Source organism: Bradyrhizobium algeriense, assembly GCF_036924595.1.
Taxonomy (GTDB): Bacteria; Pseudomonadota; Alphaproteobacteria; order Rhizobiales; family Xanthobacteraceae; genus Bradyrhizobium; species Bradyrhizobium algeriense.
In genome coordinates this window covers 5,635,628-5,651,757 of sequence record NZ_JAZHRV010000001.1, presented here as the reverse complement: position 1 = coordinate 5,651,757, position 16,130 = coordinate 5,635,628, and the positions used below count along the sequence as shown (strand labels likewise).

At 58.4% G+C, this 16,130-nt stretch carries 12 protein-coding genes and 1 pseudogene; 9 read left to right on the top strand and 4 right to left on the bottom strand.

What is annotated here, in order from left to right; translation table 11 throughout:
• Window positions 1-219 precede the first annotated feature (219 nt).
• The 8 genes and pseudogenes from V1286_RS27230 to V1286_RS27195 all read left to right on the top strand — a co-directional run.
• A pseudogene (locus V1286_RS27230) lies at window positions 220-405 on the top strand (acetolactate synthase large subunit); the annotation flags it as partial.
• A gap of 415 nt (window positions 406-820) precedes the next feature.
• Window positions 821-2,383 carry an MFS transporter gene (locus V1286_RS27225; RefSeq protein ID WP_334484829.1) on the top strand — a complete coding sequence of 521 codons (1,563 nt, stop codon included), beginning with the start codon at window positions 821-823 and terminating at the stop codon, window positions 2,381-2,383.
• Window positions 2,293-3,687, top strand: coding sequence for a 3-keto-5-aminohexanoate cleavage protein (locus V1286_RS27220; RefSeq protein WP_334484827.1), 1,395 nt, complete (start codon window positions 2,293-2,295; stop codon window positions 3,685-3,687). The genes V1286_RS27225 and V1286_RS27220 overlap by 91 nt, the downstream gene beginning before the upstream one ends.
• Before the next feature lie 68 nt (window positions 3,688-3,755).
• Complete coding sequence (locus tag V1286_RS27215; RefSeq protein WP_334484825.1) at window positions 3,756-4,175, top strand: cupin domain-containing protein; 420 nt, start codon at window positions 3,756-3,758, stop codon at window positions 4,173-4,175.
• A complete protein-coding gene (locus V1286_RS27210) occupies window positions 4,175-5,278 on the top strand; it encodes an Ldh family oxidoreductase (RefSeq protein ID WP_334484823.1) in 1,104 nt (367 codons plus the stop codon). Before V1286_RS27215 ends, V1286_RS27210 begins: the two co-directional genes overlap by 1 nt.
• Window positions 5,272-6,870, top strand: a complete 1,599-nt coding sequence (locus tag V1286_RS27205) for a pyridoxal phosphate-dependent decarboxylase family protein (protein ID WP_334484821.1) — start codon at window positions 5,272-5,274, stop codon at window positions 6,868-6,870. The genes V1286_RS27210 and V1286_RS27205 overlap by 7 nt, the downstream gene beginning before the upstream one ends.
• Window positions 6,871-7,014: 144 nt before the next feature.
• Window positions 7,015-7,638, top strand: a complete 624-nt coding sequence (locus tag V1286_RS27200; protein ID WP_334484819.1) for a GNAT family N-acetyltransferase — start codon at window positions 7,015-7,017, stop codon at window positions 7,636-7,638.
• Entirely contained in the window at window positions 7,631-8,860 is a 1,230-nt protein-coding gene (locus V1286_RS27195) for an MFS transporter (RefSeq protein WP_334484818.1), read from the top strand. The genes V1286_RS27200 and V1286_RS27195 overlap by 8 nt, the downstream gene beginning before the upstream one ends.
• A 282-nt stretch (window positions 8,861-9,142) precedes the next feature.
• On the opposite strand, the gene V1286_RS27190 is transcribed toward V1286_RS27195, so the two are convergent.
• The 4 genes from V1286_RS27190 to V1286_RS27175 form a co-directional block, all read right to left on the bottom strand.
• Entirely contained in the window at window positions 9,143-9,409 is a 267-nt protein-coding gene (locus V1286_RS27190) for a DNA -binding domain-containing protein (RefSeq protein ID WP_334489937.1), read from the bottom strand.
• 170 nt (window positions 9,410-9,579) lie between these two features.
• The gene (locus tag V1286_RS27185; protein WP_334484817.1) at window positions 9,580-10,053 is read right to left on the bottom strand and encodes a helix-turn-helix domain-containing protein; all 474 of its coding nucleotides are present in this window, start codon (window positions 10,051-10,053) and stop codon (window positions 9,580-9,582) included.
• A gap of 557 nt (window positions 10,054-10,610) precedes the next feature.
• Entirely contained in the window at window positions 10,611-12,749 is a 2,139-nt protein-coding gene (locus tag V1286_RS27180) for an ATP-binding cassette domain-containing protein (RefSeq protein ID WP_334484815.1), read from the bottom strand.
• A 110-nt stretch (window positions 12,750-12,859) separates the two neighbouring features.
• Entirely contained in the window at window positions 12,860-14,470 is a 1,611-nt protein-coding gene (locus V1286_RS27175; protein ID WP_334484813.1) for an ABC transporter transmembrane domain-containing protein, read from the bottom strand.
• A gap of 248 nt (window positions 14,471-14,718) precedes the next feature.
• On the opposite strand from V1286_RS27175, the gene V1286_RS27170 reads away from it, so the two are divergent.
• A complete protein-coding gene (locus V1286_RS27170; protein ID WP_334484811.1) occupies window positions 14,719-16,002 on the top strand; it encodes a sensor domain-containing diguanylate cyclase in 1,284 nt (427 codons plus the stop codon).
• The last annotated feature ends 128 nt before the right edge of the window (window positions 16,003-16,130 follow it).

Here is a 16,130-nt window from a genome sequence, read left to right as displayed (position 1 = left end):
CAAACCGTCAGCATTGGGATGCACGTCATGCCGGTGTGCCACTTCGATAACGCTGGTCTCCGGCAAGGGCCAAGTTAATTTTCTACCAAATACTGCAAACGTTATCCAAGAGTGTTAGCGCAGGCCGTCCTATTTTCCCGGAGGATCATTGACTGAAACGGCCAAGTCGTCGGCGTAGCGATTGGTATGTAGGTTTCCTGATCGCATGGATGGTCTTCGATGAATGGGGCAGAACTTCTCGTGCGTGCATGGCTTGCCGGCGGTGTCGATACGTGTTTGGCCAAGCCGGCCACATCCGAGATGCACTTTGCGGCGGCACTCAATCACCTCCCAAGCATGCGGTGCGTACTTGGTCTTTTTAAAGGTATCGTGACGGGTACAGCAGATGGCTACGGCCGATGCAGGCAGAAGCGCTTTATCCCGGGGCTACTGCTGTTTGGGCTTGGCACGGTCTGCTTGTGGTGCCGCTTTTCAACATCATGCTCGCTGACATTCGGACCGGCATCGGACATGCGGTCAGTAGAAGGCGCCTTCAGTGTCGCTCTGATCTGCATCCTGTTTGCGACGGTGCTTAATCCATGCCGGGGAAGCCTGCTCCTATGCCCGTACCTTCGCAGAGGTCAGCGGCTACACTGGATTAATGGGTTTGGTTATCCTTGCGCCCCCTTAAGCCTATAGGCTGGATGCAGGCGCATAGCGCGAGTCATAGCGAGAACAAGTAAATGTCGTCGTTGCCGCATACCTATGTAGTTGTCGGGCACAGCCCATCGCAATTGTTGCTGTACAGGTTGCCAAACATCACGCCCTGTCGGAGCTCCATATGGGAAAACTGACCGTCTCCACCGCTCCGGCGAATCAGGCTCGGTTGTGGCTTAACCTTTCCGTGGTGTTGGTTGGCCCCTTCATGACCGTGATGGACATGATGATTGTGAATGTCGCCATACCCGATATTCGACGGGAGTTCGGGGCGACCTTTGGTGAAGCCCAACTGGTGGTCGCCGGTTATGGCTTGGCCTATGCCGTGATGCTGATTACAGGCGGCCGGGTAGGTGACCTGTTCGGTCGGCGGAGAATGTTTATTCTTGGGCTCGCCGGCTTCACCGTCACGTCGGCACTTTGCGGCCTGGCACCGACCACAATGACACTTATCTTGGCCCGATTGCTGCAAGGTCTCACCGCGGCGGTGTTATTCCCGCAGGCGCTGGCACTGATCAACATTGCGTTCACAGAGGCTGGCACACGTGCCAAAGCCTTTGCTGCGCTTGGGATGATATTAGGACTGGCTGCCGGGGTGGGCCTGGTGCTGGGTGGCATCTTGGTCAGCGCCGACTTTTGGGGGTTGGCTTGGCGACCGATCTTCCTTGTGAACATCCCGATAGGTCTGCTGGCGATCCTGGCAGCGCTCTGGCTAATCCCGGTGGATGCAGTGTCGACCGGCCAGCGGCTAGATGTCACCGGAGTTGTCTTGAGCTCTATCGGCCTCGGACTTTTGCTCTACCCGTTGGTCGAAGGGCCGGACACCGGGTGGCCGGTCTGGTCGTTGGCCATGCTTGGCGTTGCTGTCCCGATCCTGGCCGCTTTCGCTTGGCACCAACATGGCAAGTCGTCTCGGCAGGACTCGCCGCTGCTGCAGACTAACTTGTTCCGAAATCCATCTTTCACAATTGGTGTCGTATTAGCACTCGTCTACTATTCTACCCATAGTTCCTTCTTTCTTGCCTACGTCTTCTTGGTGCAAGATGGGCTTGGTCGATCGCCGTTGGCCGCTGCTGTGATTCTTTCCGTTGTACCCGCCGCCTTTATGATTGGCTCGATAATCGCCGGGCGAGCAGCAGCCGAGAAGCGGAGAGAAGTGCTCGCGGCCGGTGCGGCCCTTGTCGTGATCGGTAGTGGCACCGCCGCCGGTACGGCGCTGCTTGGGGCGCCAATGCAAGCAGAGGCGCTTATTCCTGGTCTGCTGCTGCTCGGATTTGGCCGGGGTCTGCTTGTGACGCCGCTTTTCAACACCATTCTCGCCGATATCCCTCATGGCAACATCGGATCGGCATCGGGTATGCTCAGTACCACACAGCAAGTGGGGGGCACCTTCGGCGTAGCTCTGGTCGGCATCCTGTTTACGACGGTGCTCATCCATGCCCGTGCGGCCGGCGCCGCCGACGCGGAAGCCTATGGCCGCGCCTTCGCCGCGGCCAGTGGTTACGCCGCGTTGATGGGTCTGTTCGTCCTCGCGCTGCTCTTTTGCCTCCCGCCCAGCCACGCAGCTGGCTCGGGTGCATCCCGGGCTGCCGCGCAATGGCAGAAACGCTGGCGCCCGGCATCAGCGTCGCCGGAATCGGCTGCCCCTTCTCCATCGTCGTCCAGTGCGGAGGATCAATGTCAATAATATTGGGAACTGCGGTAACCGGAGCTAAGTTTACGCCACACAACCATCTCCAAACTGGGGATCCGATATTCGATCGTATTTGTCGAGGCGATGACATCCCTGTTAGCGAGAACGATCTTACCCAAGAAGCATGCTCGCTCTACTTCGCTGGATGCCGCTATTTCCATTATCACGCTCGCAATTTTGAGACACGAGAGCAAACCACTCGCAATTCAGTCTATTCTCGTATCAGTAACTTAGTCCGCCTCATGTGCCCCGATATGCTGATTAGCTTTGGTGCCAGCCGTAATGGAGCTGAGGTTTTACACAACATCGCAAACCGGGGCGAGTGGGAAAGGGTTAGTCAGGCAGAGCTACCTCTCCAGTACGGGGGAGCCCACTTCGTAACAACCCAGGCGGCCATCGAATTACAAGTCATTTGCCAACTAGAGCGCAAGCTTGGCCGCAAGATTGATTCAGAATATGCAAAAAGCGCCGAGTTTCTAGCTAACATCCATGCCTATTATCCATCGACACATGTGGAGAAAGCGGCGTTGGAAACAAATTCCACTGCCAACGGCGGCAACTATGGTTCGTCCTCTCCAGCTGCGCAGATCGAGGTTTATTCCCGCGCGATAAATGCGCGAAATATCCAAAATTTGCTGCACGAAGTCGAGTGGGTACAATTTGACCGTAGTCTTGCGATGACAAGAATGGCTATCGAGCGGCCGGAGATAAGGCTTGGGGGCAACGGACGCCTGAATATCACGATCCTGTTTGGTTTCTCACCGCGGTTGCGGTTTCCCGAGACGTATGAGGAGTTCAAGGGTGTTGTTGACGCTGCAAGGAGCCTTGAGCGTGACTTGGTCACGGGCGAGAAGCACCGCACTATAACGATCTCAGTCGGTGCTGCAGTTCTACCGCAGCACGCCGCCCAACATGTGCAAGAACTTGATGTCGGCCGTTTCCGAGGTCAGAAGGCGTGCGCATTGAGGCGTCTCGCAGCCTGGGCAGCACAACCGGACAGCGGCGTGGACATCCTGCGCAGCGGTATGGAGGACACTCCATATGAACTGGACCTGGAAAAAGGCATCTCGCCCACAAGCAATGTTCGCCTATGCGAGATTGCCGCGCGGGAGATCCTTCGGCAGGGCACCAAAATTGAGACCGACAAGCACGCAATCAGCGTCCGCCTCGGAAATATTGATCATATGGCAACATCCTCCTCAAGAGGATTGTCTACCCCATACCGGAATGTAACGCCTGCAAGGAAGATCTCCTGCGACTACTACCGAAATATCCAGGCAAGAACCGCCACTAGGTGAATATCGCACTTCATCGCGGTAGACGTTGCCGGAGTAGACCGAATTGCTCACACGAGAAGGAAGCAGCCATGATAGTTGGTGAGAAACTGTTTGACGGGCAGGCGCATGTTGTCAGTCACGCGGATGCATCGCCCTTTGTTTCAGGGGGACTGCGCTCTTGCTTTGAATATCGTCACTTCGGTGTCAAGGATGCGACGCAAGGTAAATACGAGGCGTTCGTTCAACGCGCTGTTCCAGGAAGTAAAAGGGACGACGGTTGGCATTATCACGAACTCGAATTCCACCTTCTGTATATTCTCTCAGGCTGGATTACGTTCGAATATGAGGATGTCGGCTTTACAACGTTGCGGATGGGATCTTGCGTTCTCCAGCCGCCAGGCCTCCGACATCGAGCTATCAAGCATTCCGACGACTTTTCAATGTTCGAGGTATGCTCGCCAGCCCAAATCGGAACGGTCCCGGTAGAATATAGCCAAGGGGGGGACTAGTGGACACTTGCGACCCCCGCCGGCCGTCAGATTCCGTTGTGGTAGAGGTTGATCGCCTCCTCCGCCTTGTTTTTCAAATTTTTAAGGCCGCCGGTTGCGCGCCGGACGAGGCGCGGGCTGTGAGTGAGGGTCTTGTAGACGCAAGTTGCGCTGGACATCACAGCCACGGCGTAGTGCGTGTAATGCGGTATCTTGACTGGATGGGCGAGGGCAAGCTGAAGCCCAACCAAGTCCCAACAATTGAAGTCGATGCAGGCGCAATCGCAGTTGTCGATGGACATCAGGGCTTCGGTCAGACGGTGGCACCCTTCGCTGTCGATGTTGGTATTGAGAAGGCCCGTAAATTAGGGGTGGCCGTAATCGGAGTGAAGAGGTCCGGCCATCTTGGCAGGCTCGGCGACTGGGCCGAACGGGCGGCCGTAGCAGAGCTTTGTTCAATACATTTTGCAAACGTCAACGGACATGTGCTGGTGGCTCCATTTGGAGGCACACAGCGACGGTTTTCCACCGCACCTTTCTCGATTGGCATTCCACGTGTCGGGCTGGATCCCGTCGTAGTTGACTTTGCGACATCCACCGTGGCCGAGGGCAAGGTGCTGATGGCGGCAAGAGGCGGCAAGCCAGTTCCGGATGATGCGCTCATAATGCCAGACGGATCGGTCAGCGGTGACCCTTCGGTGCTCTATGGCGATACGCCAGACGGCCAGCTTCCACATCCACGGCGTGGTACAGGCGCCATCCGTGCCTTCGGCGAGCACAAGGGCTCCGGCCTTGCCTTCATGTGCGAAGTGTTAGCTGGGTTACTGACGGGATCCGGCACTACCGGTGTCAATCCAAAGGAAGGGCGCCTTTGGAGTGGGATGCTTGGCATCTACATCGATCCTACGCGGTTTGGAGAGGGCGAGGCCCTCAGTCGTTCGCTGAGCGACTTTGTCGATTATGTACATGAGACCCGACCCGCTGATGTAAATGCGGGAGTTCTGGTGCCGGGGGAAGTCGAGACAAATATGCGCAGAGTTGCGCATTTAAATGGCGTGTCGCTGCCACTGCCTGTTTGGGCCGATCTTCAAAGGATGGCGGGACGCTTTGGTGTGACGTGCTGATTGAGAAGGAACTGATGTCACCAGGTATCAACCTTGTTCAGCACCAAAACCCCGAAGTTCCAGGGTTGATGTTCCTTAGAGGTTCTCTGAACCTCGTGCTCGGACATCTCCAGGATCGCAACAATCCACAAATTCCGATTCGTGCGGAGACAGCGACTGTAAAAGAAATCCACTCCGTCCTGTACCGAGAGAGGTCTGACAAGGCCGGGCTCAGTGATGTTCGCCCTTCTTGCGAAGAGATGCTTGATATATGTCGCCAGATTATGGATTGGAGTCCCCGAACCGCACATCCACACTTTGTAAGTCAGATTTACAGCCGCGCTGACCTGTATGGTATCGGAGCGGAGGTAATCGTCGCAGCGTTAAATAATAACGTTCACGTTTTCCAGCTCTCGCCTGCCCTGACTGTGATTGAGAAGGTCACGGTGGAATATTTGTCGGACGTGTTCGGGTTTGGCGCAGTGGGTGGAGCAGGTTACGCAGAAGGCGCGTTTGTGCCCGGCGGGAGTCTCGGTAACCTGCATGCCCTCTATGTTGCGCTTCACAAATTCAACCCGGCCCTTCGAGAGGATGGGTTGCCCGTTAACGGTAAACAGCTTGTCGCCTTCTGCGGCGAGGGTGCGCACTACTCAATCGAGAAAGCCGCGATGGCTCTGGGTATTGGGCGTTCAAACATGCGCAAAGTACCCACTGATACGGATGGCCGTATGCGAGTTGATCTCCTCGAAGCAGCCATAATCGAGTCCGTCGCGCACGGTGAAACCCCCTTTTGCGTGTGCGCTACTGCGGGTACGACTGTTCTGTGCGCCTTTGATCAATTAGTTCCAATTTCCGAAGTCGTGCGCAGATACGGTCTGTGGCTGCACGTGGATGCAGCTTGGGGGGGCGCCGCAGCGTTCTCGCCTCGACACGAGCACTTACTCAACGGTTTGGACCAAGCGGATTCACTAACTTTCAGTGCGCACAAAATGCTTGGCGCTCCGATCCAGTGCGTGGCGTTCCTGGTGCACGCTCGTCATCCAGGGCTCTTGCAACGTGCGATGTCTTTGGATGCGCCTTATCTATATCAAAATTCCACAGGCAATCGGAATGCGGAGCCAGACCTTAGCAGGATGACCCTGCAATGTGGCCGCCGCGGAGATGCCTTGAAGCTCTGGCTAATGCGTGAGGCACTGGGCGATGCAGGCTTGTCGAGGCGGATAGATGACTGCGTAGCCTGGGCTGAGGGCTTCCGCTCTGAAATCCAGCTTCGCGAAAGCAAAGGAAGTGGATTCATACTCTATAAATGCTCATTCTCGACAGTTTGCTTTTGGTACGTTCCTCGGGCGATGTTGCCTGTACGTGTCATGGATTTGGAGCATGGAACCGCGGATTGGAATGTAGTTGACGAGATTCCAGACAAGGTTCGCAACGAAATGATCGAGAGCAATGATTGTATGCTGGTCAGCTATGGCTCCACTACAGGACTTCCGAGGTTCTTCCGCCTTGGGCTCTCGAGCGCGCCGGGAACCCAGGCACAATGTAGCAGTAGTATAGAGATCATCCTAAACCACATCGAGAATATCGCGGAGAGAGTGTTTGCAGTTCGGTGATCAGGTTCATTTTGCACAACCCAGTCGTTGTCAATGAGCCCCAGTCGACAGCGAGACGAGAGCTTTGTCGCGACGTTACTGGAGGAAGAGGCAAGAAACTAGCATTCACTAGTCTTCTCTCCTGCACGAAAAAAGGAGCAAATGATGACGGCAGGCCGCAATGAGTGGATCAAGCCAACTACGCTGGTAGGACGCAACGTACGGCTCGTGCCGTTGTCACAGGACCACCGCGAAGGTTTAGTTGAGGCTGTTCGTGACGGTGCGCTATGGCGCCTTTGGTACACGAGTGCGCCTGCGCCCGAGGACATGGAAGCAGAGATCAATCGTCGGCTTGGACTTCAGGCAGCCGGCGCAATGCTGCCATTTACCGTTATGCATGAGCCAAGTGGTCGTATTGTCGGAATGACGACTTATGCGAATCTGGATCCAACAGGCCCACGTGTCGAGATTGGATATACATGGTATTCACTTAGCACCCAAAGAACTGGGCTAAACACAGAAGCAAAACTTATTCTGCTAGCGCATGCATTTGATGAAATTGGCTGCGTTGCCGTGGAGTTTCGCACGCATTTCCTGAATCATCAAAGTCGCCAAGCAATAGAGCGGCTCGGAGCAAAACTCGACGGAGTTCTCCGTTCCCACCAACGAGCAAAAGATGGCACAATGCGGGATAGCTGTATTTATAGCATAGTTATGCATGAATGGCCATCGGTACGCTCGCATCTTACTTGGCAGCTTGATAAGCCTCGTAAGAATCGGGATGAGTGATGACGTAAGTGTCGTTGCTTCCACTCTTGATCGACGTATCTGGCTGCTGGCTTTTGGAACATTCGCAATAGGTACTGACGTATTTGTGGTTGCAGGCATCCTGCCGAACATCGCATCCGATCTTAACATCAGTCTGGAGGCGGCCGGCCAAGTGGTATCGGCCTACGCACTGACCTACGCACTTGGCTCACCGGTTCTCGCTGCAGCCACTGCGCGGATGCGGCGAGATCGGTTGGTATTTGGTGCGTTACTTGGCTTCGCGGCGGCCAATGTACTTTGTGCGTTGTCATCTACCTATATCGCCCTACTGGCCGCACGGGTGGCGGTTGCAGTGGCTGCCGCGCTCTACACACCAACAGCCTATGCACTCGCAACCGCTGCGGCGGCCCCTGGTCGGAAAGGGGCCGCATTGTCCGCGGTGGCACTTGGACTAACTTCTTCCTTCGTAGCGGGTGTACCGCTCGGGGTTGTGGTCGGACAAACTTTTGGCTGGCATGCAACGTTTTGGCTCGTTGCAACTCTCTCCATCGTAGCAGCGGGCGCACTCGCCTGGGGACAACCGTCGCCTTCTCAGGTCGAGGCGGAGCCGCAACCCAGCTTGCTTGCCCGCTTGGCGCCGCTCGGCCGCCGACGTGTTTTGCTTATATTGGGACCGGGTCTGCTGTGGTCCACCGCGTCGTCCATCGTCTACACCTACGTGGCGTCGTTCCTGGCCCACTATGGCTACGGTACGGTAGCAATTGCCAGCCTTCTGTCCGTTTTCGGACTTGGAGCACTTGCCGGGAGTCAGCTTGGTGGACGGTTGGCTGATCGATTTGGTCCTGAGCGACCTATTGCCACCTGCCTTGGTATAGCATGCTTGAACCAGGCGCTCCTGCCATGGACGATGGAAGCTGTACCAGCGGCCGGGGCTTCTATGTTTATCTGGTCGTTTTGTGCATGGGCAACTTGGGCCCCACAGCAGAGTAGGCTTATCGCCGTCGAACCAGAAGGCAAGAGCGTAGTCATAGCGCTGTCTAGCTCGATAGTTTATCTAGCCTCGGCTTTGGGCGCAACCTTGGGGGGATTGCTTCTACCGGTTCTTCTTACAACGCGGTTGCCCTTCGTCGGAGCCGTGCTCTACGCATTGGCGTGGTTGCTATTTCTGGTAAGCTGTCGACTGGCTCACCCGCCACCTGTCAAGGGCAACCATGATCCTCCCCCGAAAAAATGGACAGGGTAAAGCTGCTTTTAGCTCCATCGATCGGGCTGATGTAGCCGATGGCCGACTAGCGACGCGTTCGATTGTAGCAGCCTTCGATTTCGCTCCTTCCTGTGCACGTTCGCTTCGGGCAATCGCGTCGGTTTGGTCGCACACGGCGACTTCCGGTCTACCCGGCCAGCGGACATTCTCAGGATAGGCGGGCATATCTTAAAGGTGCAATTGCGCATGCCAAGCGAGGCTTCTGGGGGGGTGCCTCATGCTCGTCCTATATGGTGCCCTGGCGTATTTGGCAGCGTCGCCTTAAGTCGACGCGCCACCACGTAGCAAGTGATAATAACCGTACTCCGTCATCCATTTGGCGCGCGACAAATGGCTCTCGAGCGCCTGCCGTGCCCGATCAGGTTCATGTTCTGGATCAAGATGCAGCACCACTCGTGCGATTTCGCACCAGTCCGCACCTTTTGCATCTGCGTCGAGCAAGCGCAGATACGTCATGAGGTGCTCCTCGTCGTAAGACGTCAATGGCGCTCTCTCCAGCGCCAGCGAAAGCCTCGCATTGTCAGCTATTGTTGAGCTCGCCGTTCACCTCAAGGGTGGATGAGCCATCGGACGATCCTGCCGTCACATTACGACCAGATCCATGAGGCGCGAAAATTCTTGATCAGGACATTGCTGCGACGCTTTCAGTTGGTGAACTCGCTCGCCGCGTCGGAAGCACGGGCGGTCACGATCGTGCGCTACGCCCCGTGGGTTTTCCGGCCCGGAGGCGTAGCCGTACGGCGCCTTGGCGAGTGCATATGATCACGACGCCTCCGAGCCTGGTCGGCACTCGCGATGCGGAGCATTCGCTGGAAGGTCGAACATTCCATGTGGCTTCGGGCCGGGCACTCAGCCGCATGGAGCAGCCCGTCCCGGAGGGCGATGAGCTTCCGGATTGTTCGATCGCGTTCACTCGCTTTGGCAGCCAGTTTCGTGCGATCGATCCGAGGGCGGCCGTCCGGACCGAACATGTTGCCAATCTCTTCGAGCGAGAAACCTGCGTTCCTTCCAAGCGCGATTAGAGACAGCCTCTCAAGCACACCGAGGTCGAACAACCGGCGAATCCCTTGCCGTCCGACTGATTGGATCAGCCCCTTCTCGTCATAGAACCGCAAAGTCGAAGCAGGAACGCCGGACCTCCGCGCAACTTCGGCGATATCAATCAATTTCATGCTTGACCTCAAGTTCACTTGAACTGGTAGTATCGCGCCCATCACTGGCCAAGGCAAGGTGCGATGATCGCTGCAGCGGGTCGCGTCCGACCGCAAGCCGGGATTTGTCCTGTTGGGAGAACGCTGTGTCCAACCAAAAAGCAACCGCATTCACAGCCGCCGAACGGACCGCGGATAGTCGGGCCGCTTTTGTTGTGTTTCGATTACGTCGTTTCGGGTGCGAAACTGGTGCGCTGCTAAGGAAACTGGGATCAAGACTAGATGGATGCCCTTGCACTGCTGCATCTTAATCAGCGGGTCCCAGGTTCGAGCTCTTGGTGCGCCCACCAAGCCTTATCAATCGCTCGCAGCAGTTGCGGATCAGAACGGGCCTTTTCAGTTTGAAGTCGCGGCTACTTTTTTCCACGAAGTACTACGCCGGTCTGTGATTTACTGCGACTTGATAGTCGCATTTGAACAACTCACGATCTACAGGTCGTCCCGCGGCTGATCGCAAAGCATGACAACACGAGAGTCGGGGGCGAGTCGCTCGCCGCTACCAAATCGAGCGTACTTTATCATCCGCTCACCGTCGTCCGTTCCGCCGGTGCGGGAGGCTGCGCCGTCGGGCCGGCGCGCACCACACTGCCGCGCTCTAGAACGACGATCTGTTGACAGGCCTGGATATGGGCCGCGATATGAGGGGCCCAAATGACCGTTGTCTTGCCGCGAATGGAATCGAGATAACGCAGGATGCGCGTGTCCCACTCTGGGGTGCCGGCGATGCCATCGCCGTCGAGTAGCAGAACTGCCGGCTGGTTCAGTGTCGCCGCGACAAAGGCCATGAGGTAGCGGAACTGCAGTTCGGCCATGTCGTCGGAGAACGGGTTTAGCTCTCGATCCAGGACTTTGTCGGCGCTGCGACCGAACAGTGGAAGTTCCCGCCAGTCGGCGCCGATCACCCGATCGAGCGCGGCAAAGGCCTCCTCATCGGTCAGTGTCGGCGCGCGCAGGCGAAAATAGTCGCGGACGGTCAGGGGCAATGCCGGGACAAATTGCGGCACATAGCCTATCCAGGCGCGATACTCCGTGGTGTCGAACTGCCGGATGTCCCGTCCACCGATCAGAACGCGGCCGGAGTGAGGACGTCGCAAATCGGCCAGGCACTCCAGCAGCACCGTCTTTCCGCCGGCGCTGGGGCCGACAATGGCGGTCCGCTCTCCGGCCCGCACATTGAAGGATACGCCGTTCAGCGCGGCATCGTAGTCGGCGTCCGGTCGATAATAGATGCGGTCGGCGGTGAGCATGACATTGGCGAGGCCCACCGGACTGGTGAATTCGGAGCCCGAGCTTTCCGCTGGTGTCGCCATCAGCCGGTCGATTTGCTGCACGGACCTCTGCACCTGGCGAAGACGGACCACGGAGCTGAACGCCTGCTGCGCGGGCGTCGTGATCCGCCAGATCAGCATCATGGTCGCCACCAATCCGCCAGCATGCATCGTGCCGCCGAGGACCAGAACAATGCCGACGCACAACGTCGCCAGCACCGTCAGCGAGCTCAACATCTGTCCAATCGCCTGGGCGCGGGCGACAGCAATCGCGTAGTCACGGTTACGTACCGCCGATTCCCGCGCGAATTGAGCAAGCCGGCTAAGCCACTGGCTGTCCGCGCCAGCCTGATGGAAAGCGTTCATGCCATGAAAGGCGGACACCGCATGCTCCTCGAGACGACCCGAAGCAACGCCCGCCGCAGTCGATTTGCTTGACACGTAGTCGGACATCGGCAAGGCCAGCGCGGTGTAGGCGAAGAGAGCAACGATCGGCACAAAGACAAGCCAACCGCCCAGCAGGGCCACCACCACCAGAAAGATCACGAGGAACGGGTAATCGATCAGATTGAGGCCGCCGGCGCCGCTCAGGAAGGAGCGCGCGTTCTCGAAGCCGCGCATGCGAACCATGTTGTTCTGGACGCCGAGCCGCGTCGTCATTTCGGCGGGAAGCGCCAGCATCTTGCGCATGGTCACGGCCCCGATGCGCGTACCCACCCATGCTCCCATCCATGAACTGACGACCTGACGGCCAATGCTGAGCCCCCAGCCGCCTATCGCGGCGACGCTTGCCACCAGCATCACGCCCCAAATCGCAGACGTCGCGCCCGAGGGGATCACGATGCTGTAGACCAGCATGGTGTACAGCGACACGGACAGTGCCAGCAGGTTGATGACGAAACTCATCGCGAAGAGCTTGAAAAGCTCATCGCGTATCTGTTCGAAGAGACCGCGAAACCAGTTTGGCCGGGCCTCATTGACCGGGTGGAAGTCGATGTCAGTCTCGACTGCGAGGATCGTGTCATCTTTGCCAAGCGCAAGGCGGCAGTAGCTGTCCCTGGCGAGCCAGAGATCCTCGCCGTCGGGCCGGCCGAGATAGACTCCGACATCTCCGGCGCGTGTCTGGACGAGACTGCCGGCGGGCAGCTTGTTGGTGTCCGACGGCGTACCCGTCGCCGGCAAGCGATGGGTGCGGAACCCGATGACGGGAAGAATCTGCTCGAGATGATCCAGCGTCATCGGCACGTCGGCAGCAGGCAGCAAGGCCGCCAAGCTTCGCGCCGTGCCGAGCCAGCTGAGCGCCACAAGCATCGCGGGCAAGGCATCCGCAACCGCTGACGCCGCGCGCCGATCGGGTCCGACGGCTGCTTCCAGGCGCTCCAGCCACACCGTCTCGGTCCACGTTGGCGGCCTCTTCGGCGCCCCGGCCGTCGCACTTGGGGGGGCACTTGAGGGGGCACTTGGGGCGCTCGGCAAGGCAGAGGGAATGGATGCGTCCGTCATGTCGATGTCTTTCTGCGATCGACGCGTATTTTCATATCCGCGAGCTCGGTAAGGGCAGGCCTGCTCGATACGAGGAACACCGTCGTATGGCCCTCCATCCCTTTCAGAATTTCACGGAGTCTCGCCACGCCGTCGAGATCGAGCGACCCGTCGGCATTGTCGAGGCACAGGACGAGCGGCTGTCGCACCAGTGCCCGGATCAGGCCGATGCGGGCGGCGATGCCGGGACTTATGATCTCCACTTCACCGGGGCCGACCGGCGTCATGAAGCCCTGGCGCAAGCCATCGACGAACGTACTCAGGCCAAGCAGCTCCGAAAGCTGGATCGCCGCCGCTTCGAAGTTAGGGCTGAACAGAGTGAGATTTTCGAGAAGGGTGCCGCGGATCAGTTCGCCGCGCGAACCTGCTTCCGCCACGCCTTGCCGAAAGCTCTGCGGGTCATAGCCGCTGTTCGGTAACCCGTCAAAGGTGATCGAAAGATCGAGCGAGTCCTCCAGCCGCATCACCGTTCTGAGCGTCATCGTGGCGACCGGAGCATTCGGTGCGTCGATATGAACGAAGGTGCCCTGCGGGATGGAGACGGAACCGCCCACCCTGTGCAAGGCAGGGCCCGACAAGACGATGGTGCCACCGGTAAAGGGGCGCGTCTCACCAACGGTGGTCCATACCGGCGCCCGCGGCAGCGACAGGACTTTGCTTATTCGCCCTTCGGCCTCGCCCCGCTGATTGCGACGGCTGAGATAGCCGAAGGCGCCCATCGCCGGCCCCACCGAGCGCCCTGCCAGCAGCGTGCATGCAGCGAGGCCGCCTGTCGTCAATTCTCCGCCGACCACCATGAAGGCGCCGGCGGTGACGATGCCAATCGTCGAGAGCTGCGCCATCAGCTTGCCATTCTCGCTGATCAGCGCCATCCGGTTCTCCAGTTGCGCCGCCGTATCCATGACGCGCCCGACAGCATCGCGATAGCGTCGCGTCAGCAGCGTCTCGGCGGCCATGGCCTTTGCCTCGAGCAGGCCCAGGAAGATTCCCCAGCCAAGCTTCTGGCGCTGCACCTGCGCTTCCTGGGCTTCGCGCTGGACAATGGCTGCCGACCGAATGACTACCAGCGCCGCAAGCAGTGCGAGGGCTGTAAAGGCAAGAGGAATCAACGCAAGCCACGAGCCCAGATACGCGATCAAGGCGATGTAGATCACGGCGAACGGCAATTCGTGCAAACCCACGGCGGCATTGCCGGACCAGAAGTCGCGGACCTCTCCCGTGGCGCGCATCGCATCCGACAGGTCCGGGACACTGAGTTGATGGAGAGCCTTGCTGTTGGCGTGCATCACATGATCGACCACGCGGACGGTCATTTCCGACTCGAATGCCGATCCCACATAGGCGAACAACACTGAACGGGAATATCGCAGCATGGCCTCCAGCAGAATGGCCACGGTGACACCGACGGCGAGCACGAAGGTCGTGCCATAGGCTTGGTTCGGCAGGATGCGATCGTAGGTCTGCAGCAGCGCGAGCGGAAGGGCGAGGGCCAGCGTGTGGCTTGCGAGCGATGCGGCCACACTGAGTGAGACCGCTCCTGGAGGCTTGGCTGCGTCGAAGGTTGCCATGGCTCACCATCCTTCCGCACGCACGTTCGGAGGAGCTATTTCCGGCAAATATTCTATCCCTGGTGACGCCTCTTACCAAGAGGCGATCAACCCTCCGTTGTTTGGAGGCGACTTCTCTCCTCTGGTCGTTGGCGCTATTCTTGAGATGCGACAGCGCAAGTTCTATCAAGTTCGATTCAAGTTCATCAGTTCCATTCTGTTGATGGCGGGGATGCGACGTTCATTCGGGGCTCGGAAGCGAGGTTCACATGGCGGACAAGTCCAATCCACTCCAGCAATTCGTTGATGGAATCGCGGCCAGTGTTGCGATTGTGGGGCGTGGTCAAGGAGGTGAGCTGATCGTCTCCGCCTGTAACGACGGCTTCTTCGACATGACCGGCGGGCGGCGTGGCGGGCTCCGCGGTTCATCCGTGCTGCTCGACGCGCAGATGCCGAGCTATGCGCGGCACGAGTTCCGCAAGAAGCTTCTGGAGTGCTTCAACACCGGGATCGCCCAGGAACTGGAGCAGGCCTACGACTTCAAGGGAGGAACGCGCTGGTGGCGTCTTTCGCTCAAGCCGTTCCGGCACGCGGGCGGGAATTCCAGCGTGCTCGAGATTCTTGTCACGGGTCTCGACATCACGCCGAAAATGATCCTGACGCATGAGCTGGAGGTGAGTACGTCGCGCTTTCGGTCCGTCGTGGATGCCGCCTACGATGCGATCATAACGGTCGATCAGGAGCACAACATTACCCTGTTCAATCGGGCCGCGGAGAATCTGTTCGGATATGACGCATCCGAGGTGATCGGCCATCCCCTCGTAAACCTCCTGCCGGAGAAGTTTCGCTCACATCATTCCGCCTACATCCACCAGTTTTCCCGTTCGCCCGTCAATTCGCGGCAAATGGACGAGCGCAATCGGATTTGGGGGCAGCATCGTGATGGAACGCTGCTGCCGGTCGAAATCGCGATATCCAAGATCAACGTTGGCGGATTGCTGGAATTCACGGCCGTCATCAGGGATATCACGGACCGCGTCCGACTGATGGACCTGCTTCAGAAGCAGGCCGTGACGGACGAATTGACCGGCCTTCCAAACCGCAGGGAATTCCTCGAGGTCATGGAGAAAGTTCTGGAATCGGACGAGCAGCTGGCGGTGCTGATGCTCGACATCGATTACTTCAAGAAGGTCAACGATACATATGGCCACGACGCGGGCGACGAGGTGCTTCGCGTTCTGTCCAAGATCGGGATGGCGGCCAGCCGCAAGATGGATGTGTTCGCCAGATGGGGCGGCGAGGAATTCGTGGCGGCGCTGCCGGGGTTGGACGCCGAGCACGCGCGCGCGACTGCAGAGAAGCTGAGAACGACATTCGAGAAGCGGGATTTCCAGCATGACTGGAGCATCGGTCGTGCCATTCCCTTCACCGTCAGTATCGGTGTGGCGACGCGGGCCGACGGAGAGAATGATCTGGACGCGATCATGAAGCGCGCGGACGAGGCTCTGTACCAGGCAAAGGAAAACGGACGAAACCGGGTGGAGGTCGGATAGGATTTCAAGGCTCCGGCACCGTCCGACCAGCGAGGTCGCCGCCGGAATAGTCGGCCCGATCGGCTCCCAGCCCCGCATGCCGTACGCGAGCCTGTCAAGGAACGCCTCGATGCGGCCGGGCTTGTCGA